The sequence below is a fragment of the Rhizobium sp. 01L410 genome (genome assembly GCF_056400165.1).
Map to the genome: position 1 here is coordinate 166,988 of NZ_JBFTST010000011.1, position 20,054 is coordinate 187,041.

Genomic DNA, 20,054 nt, shown 5'->3' on the forward strand with positions numbered 1-20,054 from the left:
ATGCTAGTGCACCCGGTCGGTCTCCGGGGCTGGTACCGGGAAGACCGTGTCGAAGGGGAAGCGGCGGGCTTCGCCGTGGGGGGCGGGCTGCAGGGCGGCGGTCTTGCGGGCGCGCAGTTCCTCCTGGATGATCAGTTCCATGCCGAGCTTAAAATTGCGGGTGCTGAAGCGGGCGGCGTGGGCGCGGATGGCTTGCGGGTCGAACATCGCGGCCTGCGCCTCGAAGCTTTCCACGGCATCGATGATGGCTTCCGGTGTCTGTTCGTTAAAGAGCATGCCGCTCAGGCCCGGCACCACCGTTTCCAGCGCGCCGCCGCTGCCGAAGGCGATGACCGGCCGGCCACTGGCCATGGCTTCGACGGGAACAATGCCGAAATCCTCTTCGCCGGGGAAGATCAGGGCGCGGCAGCGGGCAAGTTTTTCCTTCATCACCGGGAAGGGCGTGCGGCCGAGGAAGGTGACGGTCGGGCCGGCAATCGCTTTCAGTGCCGCCAGCTCCTTGCCTTCGCCGATGACGACGAGGTTGCGGCCCATCTTGGTGAAGGCGCGCACGGCAAGGTCTATGCGCTTGTAGGAAACGAGCTGTCCTGCGCAGAGGTAGAAGTCGCCGATGTCGTCAGAGACGGCATAGTCGTCGACCGCAACGGGGGGGTGGATGACCGTCGCCGAGCGGCCGTAATATTTGCCGATACGCGCCTTGACGTGATGCGAGTTGGCGACGAAGCGATCGACGCGCAGGCTGGTGCTGACATCCCAGGACCGGAGCAGCGGCGCCATGACGGGCAGCATCATGCGCGAGGCGAGACCTGCGCGGGCGCGATAGACATGATAGTGGTCCCAGATATAGCGCATCGGCGAATGGCAGTAGCAGACATGAGTCGAGTGCGGCGGGGCGATGATGCCCTTGGCAGGGCCTGACTCGCTGGAGATGATCAGGTCGTAGCCGCTGAGATCGAGGCTTTCGAGCGCAAAGGGCATCAGCGGGAGCAGCGACTGGTAATGCTTCACGGCGCCGGGGATCTTCTGCAGGAAGGAGGAGGTGACCTTATGGCGCTTGATCGTTTCCGACATCCGGCTTTCATCATAGACAAGCGTGAAGATATCCGCGTCCGGATACATGTCGCAGAGCGCTTCGACGACCTTTTCGCCGCCGCGCATGGACACGAGCCAGTAATGTACGATCGCGACGCGCATAATTATCCCCTCAAGTGAAGCGGTGCCATCATCGTTGAGTTCGGTGGCGCACCCTAGCGCCTTCATCGGCGCTGACCGGCGTCAATTGGGGGTAGGAGCCTAGCCGAAAGTCTTACGCGGCCGGGAAACTGGCTCCTCGTGCAGGAGGCCGGGTGGCAGGCATGCAAAAGAACCGGAGCGCGTTGGCGCTCCGGCTAGATCTTCGGAGGAATGGGAGATTATTGAGCGAACTCGCGGATCTTGTAGGCAACTTCCGTCCGGTTGGTCGCGTGCAGCTTCTTCATGATATTGCGAATATGCACTTTGACTGTGCTTTCGCAGAGGTTCATCTCGTAAGCGATGATCTTGTTCGACTTGCCGCGGCGAAGTGCATCCGCCACCGACATTTCGCGTGGCGTGAAGGAATGATCGCCGCATTTCGCTGCCGTGGTGCTTGAGGTGATCATCTCCTTGGCGGCGAGCAGGCTGCTTGCCGGAACGAAAACGCCACCGGCACGGGCCAGAGCGATTGCCTCGGCGGCAACGCCGATGCCGATATTGGCGGGGATGTAGCCCTTGGCGCCACATTCCAGTGCCTTCAGCACCTGCTGGATTTCGTCGCCCTCTGCGCCGACGATGACAGGTACGGACGGGAATTTCTGCGCCAGCTTGGCAATCTTGTCGCTGACATCCGGTTCGGAGACATGCTTTCCGCCGATCATGTACAAGATCAGTGCCGGTTCGAACCGCATGCGCTTGCGCTGCCACTCCTCGATCGAGGTCGCGGTGATGACCTTGAGATCCTCGTCGTATTCGGAAAGGCTTCTGGAAAGGCACTCGCTCTGCAGCGAGCGGGGATCCAGCAGCAGGACATAATCCATCAGCTCTTCCTGGGAATCTGCCCGGGAGGAAACCTGATAATGTCTCATGGAATCGGATGTGCGAAGAGAGATAAGGTGAGCTGTATCAGATCTGATCTGCTCACTCGATGTTGTTAGACCTTCCATTTCACGCCCCTACATTGGTTGAACTCAATACTAAACGTGTAAGAGAAGTAAGCCCGAGAATTATTACTTAGCACTAGGTGCTATGTCTGTTTGAATTCCATGGCTCCGGAATTGATCTCTTGTATGTAAATATGGAGGAAGCCAAATGAGGCGGCATTAACATAGGTTAATGTTCTGTTAAAATATCAGCGTCTGAAATAATTAGCCCAGAAATGGGCGACTAATTACTTTGAACTATCACTTTATCTCGGAATTATCTGCGGTTGTGTAGCAAGGTAACTATCGTCGAATTCAACAAGTTCTTCGAGCTTTCTACGATTTAGAAACTCGACGGTCCCGTTTCTAAACGACAGTAGTCCATTGACCCGAAGATCCTTCAGGACACGGTTGATATGCACCGTGGAGAGGCCGACGGCATCGCCGATGTCGGATTGGGTCAGGGGGCAAAGGAAGCCATCGAGGCCCGGCCGTTTGCGGTCCGGCCCGATGCGTGCTGCGAGCTCGAGAAGAAGGTGTCCGGTGCGGGCCAGCGCATCGCGGCGGCCGACATTGGCGAGACGCTCGGACATGCGGGCATGACAGCGCATCATCTCGGAGAGAATGATGTTCTGGCCGGTGTTGCTGTCGAGATAGCGGGCCAGAACATGGCCGCTGAGCTCATAGAATTGGACATGGGAAATGGCTTCGATCGTTTCCCGGGCGGTCGCTACCGATGGCGTCCAGATGATGTCGCCGGGAAGGATGAATTCGAGCACGACGCGGGTGCCGTTCGGCAGCGATTTGCAGGACACGGCCCAGCCGCTTACAAGAATAAGCAGCGCCGCCTTCCGGGCTTCGGGGTCGAATACAATATCGCCGTCATCATACGCGCGGTGAGAACCGCCCGATAACGTGAATCTTTGCCCCTGTATTCTGACCAGCCCAAGATTTTCGTGGTCCGACCCTTCGTATATCGCCACGCCCCGCCTCCAGCAAACTTCGTGGTTTTATTTCCCCTTAGACACCTGTTAACCATTAAATATGAGCACATCGTAACATGAATATTTCATGTTGTCTCGGAATCGGGATTGTTGAAGAGGATAGATTTGCCGGAATGGTTATTTTCAATATTGGTGCAGAATAAATCTCATTTTTATACGTTATGTACCAATTTATTACGTTTTTTGGAGCGGGAAATCGTGTCTGGCCGGTTCAGCCCAAATAAAGTCGCGCACACATTCGTTAGTGCGGACCTGGCCGCAGTCACTTGTTCGTGATGGACCCCGAAAGAGAGACCTTCCTGATCTGCGCGCATGACCATTGCGGCAATCCCGGCGGGGCTGGTTCCAGCGGCGGCGAAAGCGGCGGAGCGGTTCATTTCACGGAAGAAGCCCTCGACCTTGCCATCCCAGGCAAGGCCCACCGCCGGGATACGCATGGCGTGTGCGGCGATGCAGGCATGCAGCCTGTGGGCGGCGATGACACTGTTTTGCCTGAGGATCGCCAGCAGCTGCTGCGGATCGCGCGGGCGGTCGGCCAGACGCAGCGTCCCGGCGGTGCCGATACCGGCAGCCCTGCAGGACGACAGCACGGTTTCTGCCAGCTTCTGGTCTTCGCCGGCCCCATTCGAAAACAGTGTGACGCGGTAACCGGCGCCGGTCAGATGGCTGATGAGTTCGCGGTAATCGGAGACCGTGGTCAATGGAATGGAGAGCGCCGGGCGCGAAGCGTGTCGTGCGAGGATCTTCGGCTCGGTGACGCAGAGGCCGACGGATTTATGGGCGGCAGCAAGCTCCCCGGAAACGAGGCTTGCCGAGAGAAGGCCGGGGTCGGGCTCGATCTTCGGCACAGGGCCTGAGGGAAAATATTCGAGCCAGTTGCGATAGGCGAAGCCGTCACGGACGGAGAGATGTGCAAGGCGGGTGTCCTGCAGCCGCCGGAACAGGCGTTTTGCCGGTTCTGACCAGTGCGGGCCGACGCCGACGGCATAGATGGCAAGGGGCTTTCCCTGCCGTGCAGCGCAATCGAGTAGCGTGCCGACCTTCAGCGGAAAATTCAGGTCGTCATCCTGAAACAGATTGCCGCCGCCGAGAATGACGGCATCGGCGGCCGCGATCTTCGCGTCCCAGATGCGGCTGCTTTCGCGCAACTGCTTGGCCAGTGCCTTCGTGACGACGGCGCGTCGCAGCCGTGCGGGGAGGTGGCGCAGGATATTGAGGATCAGGCTGCGGTTCCTGCTGGTGCCGACGGCGGTGCGGCCGGCCAGATCGAGCGTCTCGACCTCTATGCCTTCGGCGCGCAGCGTGGTTTCGATGCAGTCGGCCAGCAGGCCGTCTCCAAGGTTCTCGCTGTATTTGACGTTGAAGACGACGATTTTCATGAGTGAGCCTGTGCTGCGTCCTGGCTGCTTCGGAAGCGGAAGGCCGGTGCGGCCTGTGCCGGGCGGCTGAGCGCCCGCGGCAGCGTCAGGGCTGCGACGCTGCCTGCGAGGATATAGAAGGTGAGGCCGAGATCGTAGACGGTGCCCGAGATGGTGGCCGTAACCAGCACCGCGAAGAAGCCCAGCTTGGCGGCGCGCACGGCTGCGATATCTTCCGGACGCTCGGCATCATGCTGCGGCAGGCGCGCCAGCACGACGGCGAGCGAGAAGATCACGAAGATCGCCGTCCCGGCAATGCCGAGGTTCGACAACAGCACGAGCACGAAGCTCGATGCGCGGGCGCTGCCCAGTCCGGCGCCGAAGCCATAGGTATTGACGAAGCTTTCGTAGGCGACCGAATTCCACATGAACCGCTCGCGGCCTGACTGGCTGTCGGCCTTTGAGAGGACCATTTCGTCGAGGAAGTCATGCAGGCCGGTGGCGAGATCGGGAAGCGCGACAACAACAATGACCGCCAGAAGCGGCAAGGCCGCAGCACCGAGGGTGATCGCCAGTGCGTGGCGGCCGCGGATCGCCCGGATCAGCAGAAACGGCATGATTGCCGCGACGCCGACGAGGGCGGTTGCCGATGTCGAGAGCAGCAGCGAGGTAAGCAGCGCCAGGGAGAGGATGCCGGTGATCCTCTTGCGCACGCCATCCAGCCAGAGGCTGGAGACGGCGGCAAAGAGCACCAGCGTATAGTCGGCAAAGGCGGATGCTTCCGGGAAGGTTCCGGAAATACGCTTCAGTCCGCCTTTTTCCGAGGCGGTCAGCAGCGCGTAGTTGGCGGTGTGCACGAAGCTCATCAACCATTCGGTATGCGAGTAATAGGTGATGATGTCGGCGACGGCAAAGGAGAGGTCGACCACGGTCGTGACGATCAGCGCGGTAACCAACGAAGTGGCGATCCCTTCGCGGCGGAACCAGGCGAAGGTGCAGGCAAAGCAGAGCAGCCCACCGACGGCATAGACCGACTGGGTGATATTGTTGGACGAGAAGCGCAGCGGCTGCAGCGCGATAAAGCTGCGCGCGCCGACCTGGCGCTCGACGATCATCGTCTCGGCCATTCCCTGGAACAGCCGCGGGAAGAAGACGGCGGTGACCAGCCCGAAGACTGTCAGCGCCAGGAGATAGAATCCGATCCTGGAGGGTGCAAAGGCCGCCAGGATCCGGCCTTCGCCGCAGCTCATCAGCACGCGGATGAAAAAGAAGACCAAGAAGAGATTGGGGACCAGAACCGATGCGCCGCCGAGACCCGACAGGTTGAAGGCGGCGGCAGAACCGAAGACGGTCGAAACGAAGATAAGCAGGAACGACCAGACCGGCGGCATGTAAAGTGCCGCCGCGCCCAATACCAACGTCAGAAATCCCATGATCTGAAAGTGCATGGAAGTCGTTGCCCAGCCCTATTTTTAGAAACAGTAGCATGCAGGAAAGCACCGCGTATTTACGCCCGCGGCTACTTCTTTCGGGCAGGGGCTCGGCCGAACGTGGTTCTTCACCCGGTTTCAGGGTCTGCCTATCGTTGCGCCATGTTCAATATATTCAAGACATCTCGCAACGAGCATCTGACCGGCGGGCGGCGTCCGTTGCTGCTGGCCATGTGCGCGGCTGCGCTCGCTGCAACCACGGCGGCACCGATCTTTGCAGACGATGCGGCGTCCGGCGATACGGGCGACGCTCTCGACCTCGACAAGATGAAGATCACCTTCGCCGACGAGTTCGACGACCTCAGCGTCTCGGCCTGGGGGCCGGGAACGCGCTGGATTGCGCATACGCCGTGGTCGGGAGATTTTGGCGGCGCGCGCTTTGCCAATCCCAAGGATGGCTTCCCGTTCACCATCGATGACGGTGTGCTGCGCATCGAGTCCTCGAAGGACGGCGAGGGCGAATGGCGCTCGGGGCTGCTTGCCTCGGTCGATCCGAAAGGCAACGGCTTTGCGCAGCAATACGGCTATTTCGAAACGCGCGCCCAGCTGCCGACCGGTCCCGGTCTGTGGCCGGCCTTCTGGCTGATCGGCAAGGACCGCTCGAAATCGACGGCCGAGATCGACGTCATGGAATATTACGGCGACAAGCCTGACGGTTATTCGTCGACCGTGCATGTCTGGTACAAGACCGGCGAGCATTATTCGAAATTCTCGCGGATCAACGCCTTCCTGAAGGCCAAGCCCGGCGACTTCCATACCTATGGCGTGAAGATCGACCCGAAATACATCCGCATGTATTTCGACAGGAAACTGGTCTGGAAGACCGAGACGCGGCCCGAGCATCAACAGCCGATGTATGTGCTGCTCAACCTCGGTCTCGTCGATAATGTGACGAAGGCCAGTGCACCCGATCCGTCGCATATGTTCGTCGATTACGTGCATGTCTACGGGCTGCCCTGAGCGGCAGCTTGGAAAACAGGTCAACAGCACCAGAAATGGATAGCGGGAGCGGCAGAGATGCCGCTCCCGCTGCGTTTCGCCACCAGCGGCAAACCTAATTCTTTCGGCTAGGTCCGGTGCGGCCGCCTAGCCCTTTGCGGCCACTCCTCTACACCCTCTACCGCCAGATGGCGCCGATTTCATCCCAATGATCATCTGGCGGAATCCCTGTGAAATGGGAAGGTCGGCTCACGGATGCCGCTCAGCAGACACCCGCCAGCGGGGTATGAAGGGGAAAAGGCGATGACGGGCCTTGCTTACACAGAAACGGCCGAGACGCAGGACATCGGCCACTACGACAGGGATCGCGGCCTGCCGGCGATCGTCCACGGCCATGCACTCAGAAATCCGGCCGCTACCGCGCTGGTTTTCGGCAACAGCCAGCTGAGCTATGGCGAGCTCGATACCATTTCGGATGCGCTCGCCGTCATGCTCCAGGAGCGCGGCGTGGTCCGCGGCGATGTCGTCGGGCTGCTGCTTCCCCGCAGCCTCGAAACCGTGGTCTGCATGCTGGCCATTCTCAAGGCGGGTGCCGCCTATCTGCCGCTCGATCCGGCCTATCCGGCCGAACACCTCGATTATGTGATTGCCGAATGCGCGCCGAAGATCATCTTTGCCGAGACATCCTCGGTTCCGAAGCTGGCGCTGATCCCGGGTCTCGAGACCAAGACGCTGGATGCCCGCGCGGCGATTGTCGACGCTTCGTCCGCGCGCCCGGCCCCTCAGCCGGCCGGCCAGCCCTGCGGCTGCGATGCCGCCTATGTCATGTTTACCTCCGGCTCGACCGGGCGGCCCAAGGGCGTCGTCGTTCCGCATCGCGGTCTCAGCAATCTGATCCTCGACCAGCGCCACAATATCCTCACCACCAAGGATGTGGTGCTGCATGCGCTGACGATCTCCTTCGATGCGTCGATGCTGGAAATCTGGAGCGCGCTGCTGAACGGCTGCAAGTTGGTCGGCATGCTGGATGTCAATTTCTCGGTCAGCCGCCTCTGCGAGCTGATCGAAGAGCACGGCGTCACCTTCCATGCCTCGACGCCGGGTCTCTTCAATCTCATGGCCGACTATGGGCAAGAGCGCATGCAGTCGCTGCGCCATGTCATCTATGGCGGCGATGTCGGCTCGGTCACCCATTCGCTGCGCTTCATGCAGACGCATCCGAATTGCCGCGTCTCGAATGTCTATGGACCGACCGAAGCGACTGTTCTCGTTACCGCCTATTCGATCCCTGCCGATTTCAAGGGCTCGGAGCTGCCGATCGGCAAGGCGATCGCCCATACCGAGATCCGCATTCTCGATGACGAGCTCCGCGAAGTCGCTTACGGAACGGAAGGGCAGATCGCGATTGGCGGCGATGGCCTGGCGCTCGGCTATTTCAACCGCCCTGAGCTGACACGCGAGCGTTTCGTCATCGTCGATACGCGCGACGGCCCGGTGCGCTGCTATCTGACCGGCGATCTCGGCACGATGGACGCCGATGGGATGGTCTATTTCCGCGGCCGCCGCGACCGGCAGGTCAAGATCAACGGCAAGCGCATCGAGCTCGACGAGATCGAGACCGCGCTGCGCAGCGATACCCGGCTCGCCGAGGCGGCCGTGGTCTGCCAGGTGATGGGACCGGAACTGAAGCAGATGATCGCCTATCTCTGCCCGCGCGAGGATCTGCGGGGCAGGGACCAGGAACTGACGCGGGACGTGATGGCGGCTCTGCGCGGCCGGCTGCCCGCCTTCATGATCCCGAATTCTATTGTCGTCATCGACGAGATGCCGCTCACCCGCTCCGGCAAGATCGACCGCTCGAAGCTGCTTGCACCGCCACCCGAAGCCGTCGCTGGAAGCCTCGACCTGACCGCCAAGAGCGGCGGCGAGGCGATGCTGACGCGGCTGTGGCGCGAGGCGCTTGGCAACAAGCCGGTCGATGCCGACACCAATTTCTTCGATCTCGGCGGCACCTCGCTGCAGCTGATGCAGGTGCACGCGCGGATCGAGGCCGAACTCGGCCGGGCGATCCCGGTCGTCCTGCTCTTCAAACATTCGACGATCCGGGACCTGTCCCGGTTCCTGGACGGCAAACTCGACAGTTCGGCCCGGGGAACCGCCGCAGCCCAGCGCGCCGAGCAACAGCGCAACAATATGGCTCGCTTCCGGAGGAATACGAAATGATGGGGGATCGCGGGGGCGATGCTGACGAAGCCTTGCAGGATGCCGGGCAGATCGCAATTGTCGGGATGTCGGGACGGTTTCCAGGGGCCAAGAACGTCGATGCGTTGTGGCAGCTGGTAACATCCGGCCGGAATGCCTTTTCCAAATTCACGCAAGAAGAACTCGAGGATTCGTTCACGGACGAAGAGCGGGCTCTTCCGAATTTCGTTCCAGCACGGCCGAACCTGACCGATGTCGACATGTTCGATGCCGAGTTCTTCGGGATGTTTCCGAAGGAGGCGGCGGTCACTGACCCGCAGCACAGGATCTTCCTGGAGATCTGCTGGGAAGCGCTCGAGGATGCAGCCTATGATCCGGCCGCCTATGACGGCCTGATCGGCGTTTTTGCTGGCGCTTCGATGCCGACCTATCTGATCAACAACATTCTCCGCGACCGGGCGACGGCCGAGGAAATGACCTCAAACTACCAGATCGGCTTCTACCAGCAGATCGTCGGTTCGCTGAACGATGCGCTGGCAACGCGCATCGCCTACAAGCTCGACCTGCATGGTCCGGCCTTCTCGCTGCAATCGGCCTGCTCGACCTCGCTGCTCGCCGTATCCCAGGCCTGCCAGAACCTTCTGACCTATAGCTGCGACATGGCGCTGGCAGGTGGCGTGTCGATCACCCTGCCGCAGAAGCGCGGCTACATCTACCAGGAAGGCGGCATGGTGTCCGCCGACGGCGTTTGCCGTCCGTTCGATGCCGATGCCACCGGTACGGTGTTCGGCAGCGGTGCCGGTGTCGTGGTGCTGAAGCGTCTGGAAGATGCCCAGCGTGACGGCGACGACATCTATGCCGTCATCCGCGGCTATGCCGTCAATAATGACGGCTCGGAGAAGGTCGGCTTCACGGCACCGAGCATCGCCGGTCAGGCGAATGTCATCTCCTCGGCGATCGCCAATGCCGGCGTCGATCCGGAGACGATCGGCTATATCGAATGCCACGGTACGGCGACACCGCTCGGCGATCCGATCGAATTTGGCGGCCTCAGCGAAGCCTTTTCCGGCATTGCCGGGCACCGGCGCAATGTTGCGCTCGGATCGGTCAAGGGAACGGTCGGCCATCTCGATGCGGCCGCCGGTGTCTGCGGCCTGATCAAGACCGCCTTGGCCCTGAAGAATGCCAAGATACCGGCGATGCCGAATTTCCGGGCGCCGAACCCGCGCATCGATCTTGCCAACAGCCCGTTCTATATCCTGAGCGAGACGGCCGACTGGCCGGTCTCCGAGACGCCGCGCCGCGCCGGTGTCAGCGCCTTCGGCGTCGGCGGCACCAATGTTCACGTCGTGCTGCAGGAAGCCCCGGTTGCCGAGACGGTGCCGGCCGAAGGCCCCTTCATCATCCCGCTGTCGGCCCGTTCGCCAGAGGCGCTTTCGGCGATGCGCGGCAAGCTGCACGCGCATCTTGAAACCCATCCGGACACGGCGCTCACCGATGTCGCTCACACGCTGCAGAGCGGCCGCCGCACCTTCAATCACCGCAGCGCTTTCGCTGCCGGCAGCCGCGACGATGCGATCGAGCGGCTGAAGTCGGAGCGCTATACCTCGATGGTGGCCGAAGACGCGGCACCGCCGATTGCCTTCATGTTTCCGGGGCAGGGCGCACAATATGTCGGCATGGGTGCGGCGCTCTACAGCCGCGAGCCCGAATTCACCCGCTGGATCGACCGCGGCGCCGAGCTGTTGAAGATGTCGCTTAATGCGGATCTGCGCGAATATATCTGCCATTCTGGGGCGGTGACGCAGGCGATGATGGACGAGCAGCGCGAGACGCAGATCGCCCAGCCTTGCCTTTATCTCGTCGAACATGCGCTGGCGCGCCTCTGGATGAGCCGCGGCGTGCGCCCCTTCGCGATGATCGGCCACAGCGTCGGCGAGTTCGTCGCCGCAACGCTTGCCAATGTCATCTCCTTCGAGGACGGCCTTCGCCTGGTCGCCACCCGCGGGCGGCTGATGCAGAACCAGCCGCATGGCGCCATGGTTTCGGTGCGCTCCGATGTCGATACGGTCTCGGCCTATCTTCGCGAAGGCGTCGAGATCGCTGCCGTCAATGCGCCGAAGCTCTGCGTCATCTCCGGCACCTTCACGGCCGTCGATGCCGTCTGCGCCTCGCTCGACGGGGCCGGGATCGCCTATAGCCGCCTTCACACCTCGCATGCCTTCCATTCGGCGATGATGGACAATGCCGCCGATGCGCTGCGTGACGAGACGGCGCGGGTGACCTACGGCACGGCGACGCTGCCTTACATCTCCTGCGTCACCGGCGACTGGCAGACCGGCGAACGCGGCACGTCCCCGGACTATTGGGCACGCCACTGCCGCGAAACCGTTCGCTTCTCGGCCGGCCTCGAAACGCTGTGCCGCGGCGTCAAGCCGGTGCTGATGGAAATCGGCCCCGGCCGGGCGCTCTCGACCTTCGCATCGCAGACGCTGCCAAAGGAAGGCGTTGCGACGATCATCCAGTCGCTGCCGGAACATGACCGCGCCGACGCTGCAGCGGAAACGCTCGGCGAAGCCGTCGGCAAGCTCTGGATGGCCGGCTGCAATATCGACTGGCAGGCATGGTCGCATGGCGGCAGCAAAACGCACCTGCCGACTTATCCCTTCCAGCGCAAGCGCCATTGGGTCGATGCGCCTCCTTCCACACGGCGGGCAGCAACAACTGCCCCCGTACAAGCCCAACCAGCAACCGTATCAGCCCCCGCTGCGGTGACGGCATCCGTCGCCGGAGTTCAAGAACTGCAAACGCAACCTACCGGTGAGAGTAAATCCATGACCGTTTCTTCCGTTGTCGATCGTGTTCCTGTTCTCGAAGCCTCGCTGCTTCGGATTTTGAGCGACATCTCGGGTGAGTCGCTCAGTGCGAACGAGACTGCTGCGACCTTCCTCGAACTTGGCTTCGATTCACTGCTGATCGGCCAGTTCGCTCAGAAGGTGGAGCGCGAATACAAGGTCAAGATCTCGTTCCGCGAGTTGCTGAGCAACATCCCGTCGATCGCCGATCTTGCCCGCCATCTGGACCGCGAAATGCCGGCGCAGGCCGCACCTGTTGCCGCTGTTGCTGCAGCCCCCGCCGCAGTAGCCGCACCGGCACCGGTTCAGGCTGCCGCACAGCCGGTGATGATCAGCGCTCCGCCGCTTGCCAATCCGCTCTCTGCCGCACCCGGTACCCTCGAAGCTCTGATGCAGTCCCAGCTGCAGGTGATGCAGTCGCTGTTTGCGCAGCAGATGAGCCTGATGCAGGGCGGCACGGCGCTGGCCGCACCGGCGCCGGTCCAGAGTTTCGCGCCGGCCGCTGCCGCAGCACCACAGCCGGTCGAGGCCGCCCCGGCGCCTTCATCTGCACCCGCTGGCGAAGCCGCGCCCGCCGATGCACCGGTGGAATCCCGGCGCATGAAGCTCTACAAGCCGGGCACGAAGAGCACCGTCAACGAGCTCTCGCCCGAGAAGCGCCAGTTCATCACCGATCTGATCGCCGCATACGAAACCAAGACACGCCGCTCCAAGTCCTCGACTGCCCGCTACCGCCGCCGTCTCGCCGATCCGCGCACCGCCTCCGGCTTCCGTCCCGAATGGAAGGAAATGGTGTTCCCACTGGTCTGCGACCGCTCCAAGGGTTCGCGCATATGGGATATCGACGGCAACGAATATATCGATCTGGTCAACGGCTTCGGCCAGACGGCCTTCGGTCATGCCCCTGATTTCGTCGTCCGCGCCGTCAAGGACCAGGCCGACGATGGCTTTGCGATTGGACCGCAGACGCCGCTTGCCGGCGAAGTGGCCGACATGATCGCCACGCTGACAGGCCATGAGCGCGTGACCTTCTGCAATACCGGCTCGGAAGCCGTGATGGCCGCCATGCGTCTTGCCAGAGCGGTCACCGGCCGCGACAAGATCGTCGTGTTCTCGAATGACTATCATGGCCAGTTCGACGAAGTGCTGGTCAAGGGCCGCAACCGCGCCGACAATCCGACGGCAATTCCGGTTGCCTCGGGCATTCCGGCGGCGTCGGTTTCGAACATGATCGTGCTGCGGTACGGCGCTGCCGAGAGCCTCGAATATATCCGCTCCAACGCCGACGATATCGCCGCCGTGATCATCGAGCCGGTGCAGAGCCGCCATCCGGAACTTCGTCCGGTCGAATTCGTCCGCTCGCTTCGCCAGATCGCCACCGATGCCGAATTCGCGCTTGTCTTCGACGAAGTCGTCACCGGCTTCCGCGTCGATCCGGGCGGCATGCAGGCCATCTGGGGTATCAAGGGCGACATGGCCACTTATGGCAAGGTCATCGGCGGCGGCATGCCGATCGGCATCCTGACCGGCAGCAGCCGCTTCATGGACGCGCTCGACGGCGGCAACTGGAATTATGGCGATGACTCGGTTCCGATGACGGCACCGACCTTCTTCGCCGGCACCTTCGTCCGCCATCCTCTGGTTCTGGCCGCTATGCGTGCGGTCATCGACCATATCAAGGGCGATGGTGCCATTCTTTATGATTGGGTTGCCGAACGCACCCAGGCGCTGATCGCCGAAATGAACGCCGACCTTGCCAAGCGCGGCATCGGCATTGTCATCCAGGGCTACAAGAGCTGGTTCATCACCGATTTCGGCAGCGAGGATCCGCTTGGCTCGTTGATCTATGCCCATATGCGCCTCAACGGCATCCATATCCAGGAGGGTTATCCCTGCTTCTTGACCACGGCGCATGTCGAAGAGGACTTCAACGCCATTGCCGCCGCCTTCCGCAAGAGCCTCGATGCCCTGCAGGGTGTCGGCATCCTGGCGCCGGCGGAGCGCAAGACCAACGGCGCTTCCAACCCGTTCTACAAGTCGGAGACCGAAAGCCAGCCGAAGCTGCAGTCCGCACCGCTGACGGAAGCGCAGAAGGAAGTCTGGCTCGCCGCTCAGGCCGGTGACGAAGCCTCCTGCGCCTTCAACGAATCCTTCCTGCTGACGCTGGAAGGCGAGTTCGACCATGCGATCTTCCAGCAGGCGGTCGATCGTGTCACGGCACGCCATGACGCGCTCAGCATCCGCTTTGCCCGCAGCGGCGAAAGCTTCGAATTCATCCCGAACTTCCGCCTCGAAGTGCCGCTGATCGACATGTCCGGCGACAGCGATCCGGACGCGCGGCTGCAGGAAATTCTCGACGGCGAGGCGCGCACGCCCTTCGATCTGGTCGAGGGCTATCTTGCCCGGGCCGCCATCATCACGCTTGCCAAGGACAAGCATGTCTTCGTCTTCACCGGCCACCACATCATCTGCGACGGCTGGTCGCTGAATATCTTCGTCGGCGAGCTGTCGACCGTCTATTCGGCAATCAAGGAAGGCACGGACGTCGCTCTGCCGAAGGCCATGTCCTTCGCCACCTATGCGACGCAATATGCGCCGACCACGGAAAGCTCGGCTGCGACGGAAGCCTTCTGGCTCGATCAGTTCAAGACCATTCCGGGCCTGCCGGAACTGCCGCTCGACCGTCCACGCCAGGAGCCGCGCACCTTTGCGGGCGGTACCTGCACAGGCTTCATCAACACCAAGCACTACAAGGCGTTGAAGAAGGCCGGGGCGAAGTCGGGGGCGACATTGTTCTCGACGCTGCTTGCCACGCTTCAGGTCATGGTCTCCCGCCTCTCGGGCGAGCAGGATATCGTCATCGCCATTCCATCGGCGGGCCAGACGCTTGCCGGCGACGACGTGCTCTTCGGCCACTGCGTCAATCTTCTGCCGCTTCGCCAGAGCGTCGATGCGCATGAAAGCTTCCTGACGCATCTGAAGGCCACCCAGCAGCTGGTGTTCCAGGCTTTCGAAAACCAGGGCTATACCTACGGCACACTGGTCCGGAAGCTCGGCGTCAAGCGTGACGCACGCCGCCTGCCTCTGACTGAAATCCAGTTCAACCTGGAACGTGTTGCCGGCGGCGAGAGCTTCGGCGATCTCAAGGCGCAGATGGCGCCGAATGCCAAGGCCTTCTCCAACTTCGACCTGTTCTTCAACATGATCGAAGGCCGCGACGGTGTCCGCATCGACGTCGACTACAATGCCGATGTCTTCGACCGCGAAACGGTCGAGCGCTGGATCGGCCATTTCGATACGATGGTCAGCGCGCTGGCCGACGATCTCACGCTGTCGATCGAGAACGTGCCGATGCTGACGGCGGCCGAACGCTCCTGGCTGATCGGCGGGCTCAACGACACGGCCGTACCCTACGACCAGGAAGAGCTTGCTGTCTCGCTGTTTGCCAAGCGCGCTGCCGAGCAGCCCGATGCAACGGCGGTCCAGTATGGCGCCGAGACCATCAGCTACCGCGACCTCGAGGCACGCTCCAACGCCCTTGCGCTGGATATCCAGATGGCTGTTCCGCAGCCCGGCCAGCGGGTAGCGCTGCTCTGCGAACGCTCGATCGGCATGGTCGTGGCCCTGCTTGCCATCATGAAATCGGGACATGCCTATGTACCTATGGATCCCGGCCATCCCGTCGAGCGCCTGCGCCAGACGATCGATGCAGCCCGGATCGGCGGCATGGTCTGCGACAGCGACGAACTGGCGGCCCTCGCATCGGGTGTCCCGGTCGTCCGCCTCGACAAGCCGCAGACCGCGTCGATGACGGAGGCGGTCCTAAAAAACTCCGTTGAGGCCGGCGCGGCCGCCTATGTGATCTTCACATCGGGTTCGACCGGCGTGCCGAAGGGCGTCGAAGTCTCGCATGGCGCTCTGGTCAACTTCCTCCTGTCGATGCAGCGCGAGCCTGGCTTCACAGCCGATGACAGCATCGTTGCCGTCACGACGATCTCCTTCGATATCGCCGCGCTGGAGCTCTACCTGCCGTTGATTTCGGGCGGCAAGGTCATCATCGCCGATCGTCAGACAGTTCAGGACGGCTTTGCGCTGGTCGATCTCGTCAACAAGAGCGGCGCGAATGTTCTGCAGGCAACGCCAACCCTCTGGCAGATGCTTGTCGAGGCCGGACTGAAGAACAAGCCTGCTCTGAAGATGCTTTGCGGTGGCGAACCGCTGCCGAAGGATCTGGCGAAGTCGCTGCTGTCGATCGGCGGCGAGCTCTGGAACATGTACGGCCCAACTGAAACCACCATCTGGTCGTCCGTCCAGCAGGTCACCGATGCGGCAAAGCCGATCACCATCGGCCATCCGATCGCCAATACGCAGCTCTACATCCTCGACGATACCGACCAGATCGCACCGATCGGGGTTACCGGTGAGCTCTGCATCGGCGGCGACGGTCTGGCGAACGGCTATTTCGACCGTCTCGACCTGACCGAGAAAGCCTTTGTCCCGGTCGCCTTCGATCAGGGCAAGCCACAGCGTCTCTACAAGACTGGGGATGTAGGCAGGCGTCTGGCGGATGGTTCGCTGCAGCTGCTTGGCCGCCGCGACCAGCAGGTCAAGCTGCGTGGCTTCCGCATCGAGCTCGGCGACATCGAATCCGTCGTCGGCCAGGTCCCGGGGATTGCGCAATGCGCGGTGGTGGTTGCCGAAAACGACAAGGGCGACAAGTCGCTGGTTGCCTATGTGGTGCCGGCAGCAGGTGCAGGCGAGCCGTCTCCGGCAGAGCTTGCAGCCCATGCCAAGGCCAGGCTGCCGGGCTACATGGTGCCGTCCTTCTGGGTGCCCGAAGCCCAGCTGCCGCAGACGGCCAACGGCAAGCTCGACCGCAAGACCTTGAAGCTGCGTGGCGTGCCGAAGCGTGAGGCGCAGATCATCACCGTGCAGCCGCGCACCGAGATGGAGCGCAAGCTGCTCGCCATCTGGCAGGATGTTCTCAATCTTCCGGATGTCGGCGTCGAGGACAACCTCTATGCGCTCGGCACCGACTCGCTCGCCATCTTCCGCATTGCGGCCCGCATGCTGGATGCCGGCCTGCCGCTCGAAGCCAAGCACCTGCTGCGCCACCCGTCGATCGCCGAACTTGCGGCCTTCGCCGAGCAGCAGGACGTGATGAGCCAGACGGCGGCGCAGTACCACGTCCCTTCACTGAAGGATTTCCGTAATGGCGCACGCCGCGGCTTGGGGAGAGCATGATGAGCGCATTCGAAAAGACACCTGCGCAGCCTGAGGACGGCCAGCAGATCATCGGTGAGTTTCCGTGCACGCAAACGCAGCTGCGCTGCTGGATCCTGAACCAGCTCAATCCCGGCAATCCGGGGCTGAACGTCGCGGTGCGCTGGGAAATCCGCGGGAACTTCAAGGCGGCAACACTCGAAGCGGCATTCCGCAAGATCATCCAGCGCCATGAAGTGCTGCGTACCAGGATCGTCGAAAAGGACGGCCGTCCCTACCAGCAGGTCGTCGACAGCGTCGACTTCAAGATGCCTGTGATCGATTTGCGCAACATGCCGCCGGAAACCCGCAAGAGCCGCGTGCCGTCGATTGGCGAGGAAACCGCGCGGGTGCCCTTCGATCTCAGCAAGGCGGGGCTCTTCCGCGTCACCCTGCTGATGATGGAAAACGATGTCGGCGTTCTCCTGATCACCGCGCATCAGAGCTGCTTCGACGGCTGGTCGATCCGCGTGCTGGGCCGCGAACTGGGCGAGATCGCTTCGGCAATCGATGCCGGACGCCAGCCCGACGTGCCGGAGCTTGCCCTGCAATATGGCGACTACGCGCTGTGGCAGACCGAATATCTGGCGAGCTACGGCTTCGAGAGGGAAAGCACCTTCTGGCGTGAAAAGCTGACGGATGCGCCGTATTTCGAAGTCTCCCCCGACCGACCGCGTGGCCCGGTCAAGACCACCAGCGCCGACCTGATCTCGGTCCTGCAGCCGATGGATTTCGGCGACAAGATCGATGCCGCCGCGCGCAAGGCACGCGTCTCGCTCTACAGCTACGGCACCGCGGTGATCAGCGCCATGCTGCAGCGGCTGACCGGGGAAAACTGCGTTCTGTTCGGCTCGAACGTCGCGGGACGCGAGGATACCGACCTTGAAAACCTGATCGGCGTCTTCATCAACACGCTGGTCCTGAAATACGACATGGGCGGCGATCCGACCTTCGCCGAACATATCCGTTCGTCGAACGAGATGCTGGAAGGGGTTCTCAACCACCAGCGCATGCCGTTCAACGAACTGGTCGGGATGATCAATCCGCCGCGCGATCCGTCGCGCAATCCGCTGATTTCGGTCAATTTCAACCTGTCCAAGGCTTTCCTCGAAGACCGCCGCTATGGCGAATTCGAGCTGATCAGCGCGCCGTCGCAATCGCCCGGCGTCATCTACGATCTGAGCTTCATGATGGTCGGCCGTCCGAGCGGCTGGCGCATGTCGATCGAATACAACACCGATCTTTTCGACAAGGAAACCATCGAGCTCTTCCTGCGCTATTGGAAGGAGACCTACGATGCGGTGCTCGCCAATCCCGACATGCCGCTTTCGGCATTGACGGTGCCGCGCCGCGGGGCTGCTCCGGTTGCGGTTCACCGCTTCGATCCGCATGACGTCGAGGGCGTACTGCGCGCGCATCCATCCGTCGGGGAGGCTGCCGTCGTTTCCGGTGGCGGGCAGATCGGCTCGCAGGCCTTCGTCGTTCCGTCGCCGAGCTGCGAGGATGCGCTCGACCGGCTGCCGGCGATCCTCATGCGCCATCTGGAAGCGCATATTCCCGGTGACAAGCTGCCGAAGGAAATCAGCGTACTGATGCGGCTTCCGAAGTCGGCCGATGGATCGATCGACCGTTCGGCGGTGCGTCTGCCGGCGTCCGCTCCGGCCAAGGCTGTCCAGGCCGTTGCCACCGGTGGCGCCGCCATGAAGGCTGATCCGGAAAAGATGGCGGCGGTTGCCGCCCTCTGGAAGCAGATCCTCAATGTTCCCGCAGTGACGCCTGAGAGCGATTTCTTCGCGCTTGGCGGTCATTCGTTGCTGGCGCTGCGGATGCTCGCCGCCGTGCGCGAAAAGTTCAACGAAAAGCCGAACCTCGAGCTGCTGTTCCGCGAACCGACGCTCGAGCGGTTCACGGCATCGGTGTTCGGCGTCTCGACGGCGCCTGTGAAGACAGAGGTTCAAGCTCCTGAAAATCCTTGGGAAATGATCACCTGCAAGCCGGGAACGGGAACGGAAGCGGTCTATACGCTGAATCACCCGTTCCTCTACTACCGGCTGGCAAGCGAGCTGCCGGAAACGGTCGCGGTCTACAATGTCAACATGTTCAACGCGCGGCTCGACGATGCGCTGGAAAGCAAGTCGTTCGAAGAGATTGCCGCCCTTGCCATCGACGCGATGCAGATCCCGCCGCAGGTCACCTCGGTTTCCATCGTCGGCCTTTGCGTCAACGGCGTTCTCGCCTTCGAGATCGCCAGGCAGCTGCGTGAAGCGGGCAAGAACGTGCAGTTCACGGCAATGATCGACGCTTGGGCGCCGGGATATTTCCGCTCGCAGCCGAAGTTCCGCCAGAAGCGCTGGACGATAGAGCGGCGTGTCAAGCGGTCGATCTACTTCACGCAGAAGGTGCTCGGTGGCCGCATGCCTGTCATCGATTACCTGAAGGAGTTCAACGTCACGCTCGGCCTGCTGCGTCTCTTCGGCGTCCGCAAGGGCGAATATTCGCCGGAAGAAGTCGCCAATGAGGCGGTGACCGGCCTGCTGGTCCGTGCTTCCAGGCAGTACAAGCCAGCGCAGACGCAGGATCCGTCGATCGTCTTCCTGCGTAGTCAGGCACATCACCCGCGCGCCCGCAAGTTGCGGTTCGGCTGGGGCGAGGCGGTTGCCAAGGATACGGCCTGCGTCGATCTCAGCGGCTGGCATGAGGACTCGCTCAGCAGCGACGGGATCCGCGAACTGGCTTCGGCAATCTCGAAGAAACTGCAGTCAGCAGATCAGAAATGACCCGCAACCCG

At 62.0% G+C, this 20,054-nt stretch carries 9 protein-coding genes; 4 read left to right on the top strand and 5 right to left on the bottom strand.

Annotation, left to right across the window (positions count from 1 at the left end):
* Positions 1-3: 3 nt before the first annotated feature.
* From AC1DV9_RS22855 to AC1DV9_RS22875, 5 genes are all read right to left on the bottom strand, one after another.
* The gene (locus tag AC1DV9_RS22855) at positions 4-1,194 is read right to left on the bottom strand and encodes a glycosyltransferase (protein WP_112390117.1); all 1,191 of its coding nucleotides are present in this window, start codon (positions 1,192-1,194) and stop codon (positions 4-6) included.
* A gap of 218 nt (positions 1,195-1,412) precedes the next feature.
* Entirely contained in the window at positions 1,413-2,054 is a 642-nt protein-coding gene (locus AC1DV9_RS22860) for a response regulator transcription factor (RefSeq protein ID WP_310294071.1), read from the bottom strand.
* Positions 2,055-2,422: 368 nt separating this feature from the next.
* Complete coding sequence (locus tag AC1DV9_RS22865; RefSeq protein ID WP_405049592.1) at positions 2,423-3,100, bottom strand: Crp/Fnr family transcriptional regulator; 678 nt, start codon at positions 3,098-3,100, stop codon at positions 2,423-2,425.
* A gap of 212 nt (positions 3,101-3,312) precedes the next feature.
* Positions 3,313-4,539 carry a polysaccharide pyruvyl transferase family protein gene (locus tag AC1DV9_RS22870; protein WP_477950149.1) on the bottom strand — a complete coding sequence of 409 codons (1,227 nt, stop codon included), beginning with the start codon at positions 4,537-4,539 and terminating at the stop codon, positions 3,313-3,315.
* Positions 4,536-5,966: a hypothetical protein gene (locus AC1DV9_RS22875; RefSeq protein WP_477950150.1), complete on the bottom strand. Its 1,431-nt coding sequence runs from the start codon at positions 5,964-5,966 to the stop codon at positions 4,536-4,538. Before AC1DV9_RS22875 ends, AC1DV9_RS22870 begins: the two co-directional genes overlap by 4 nt.
* Positions 5,967-6,110: 144 nt before the next feature.
* On the opposite strand from AC1DV9_RS22875, the gene AC1DV9_RS22880 reads away from it, so the two are divergent.
* The 4 genes from AC1DV9_RS22880 (at position 6,111) to AC1DV9_RS22895 (ending at position 20,043) form a co-directional block, all read left to right on the top strand.
* Positions 6,111-6,968, top strand: coding sequence for a glycoside hydrolase family 16 protein (locus AC1DV9_RS22880; RefSeq protein ID WP_310294078.1), 858 nt, complete (start codon positions 6,111-6,113; stop codon positions 6,966-6,968).
* Positions 6,969-7,250: 282 nt separating this feature from the next.
* The gene (locus AC1DV9_RS22885; RefSeq protein WP_477950151.1) at positions 7,251-9,170 is read left to right on the top strand and encodes a non-ribosomal peptide synthetase; all 1,920 of its coding nucleotides are present in this window, start codon (positions 7,251-7,253) and stop codon (positions 9,168-9,170) included.
* The gene (locus AC1DV9_RS22890) at positions 9,167-17,248 is read left to right on the top strand and encodes an amino acid adenylation domain-containing protein (RefSeq protein WP_477950152.1); all 8,082 of its coding nucleotides are present in this window, start codon (positions 9,167-9,169) and stop codon (positions 17,246-17,248) included. The genes AC1DV9_RS22885 and AC1DV9_RS22890 overlap by 4 nt, the downstream gene beginning before the upstream one ends.
* Positions 17,245-20,043, top strand: coding sequence for a condensation domain-containing protein (locus tag AC1DV9_RS22895; protein WP_477950153.1), 2,799 nt, complete (start codon positions 17,245-17,247; stop codon positions 20,041-20,043). The genes AC1DV9_RS22890 and AC1DV9_RS22895 overlap by 4 nt, the downstream gene beginning before the upstream one ends.
* Positions 20,044-20,054 lie beyond the last annotated feature (11 nt).

Coding starts and splice junctions, on each gene's coding strand:
- AC1DV9_RS22855 (WP_112390117.1), bottom strand. CDS start 1,194: ATGCGCGTCGCGATCGTACATTACTGGCTCGTGTCCATGCGCGGCGGC.
- AC1DV9_RS22860 (WP_310294071.1), bottom strand. CDS start 2,054: ATGGATTATGTCCTGCTGCTGGATCCCCGCTCGCTGCAGAGCGAGTGC.
- AC1DV9_RS22870 (WP_477950149.1), bottom strand. CDS start 4,539: ATGAAAATCGTCGTCTTCAACGTCAAATACAGCGAGAACCTTGGAGAC.
- AC1DV9_RS22875 (WP_477950150.1), bottom strand. CDS start 5,966: ATGCACTTTCAGATCATGGGATTTCTGACGTTGGTATTGGGCGCGGCG.
- AC1DV9_RS22880 (WP_310294078.1), top strand. CDS start 6,111: ATGTTCAATATATTCAAGACATCTCGCAACGAGCATCTGACCGGCGGG.
- AC1DV9_RS22885 (WP_477950151.1), top strand. CDS start 7,251: ATGACGGGCCTTGCTTACACAGAAACGGCCGAGACGCAGGACATCGGC.
- AC1DV9_RS22890 (WP_477950152.1), top strand. CDS start 9,167: ATGATGGGGGATCGCGGGGGCGATGCTGACGAAGCCTTGCAGGATGCC.
- AC1DV9_RS22895 (WP_477950153.1), top strand. CDS start 17,245: ATGATGAGCGCATTCGAAAAGACACCTGCGCAGCCTGAGGACGGCCAG.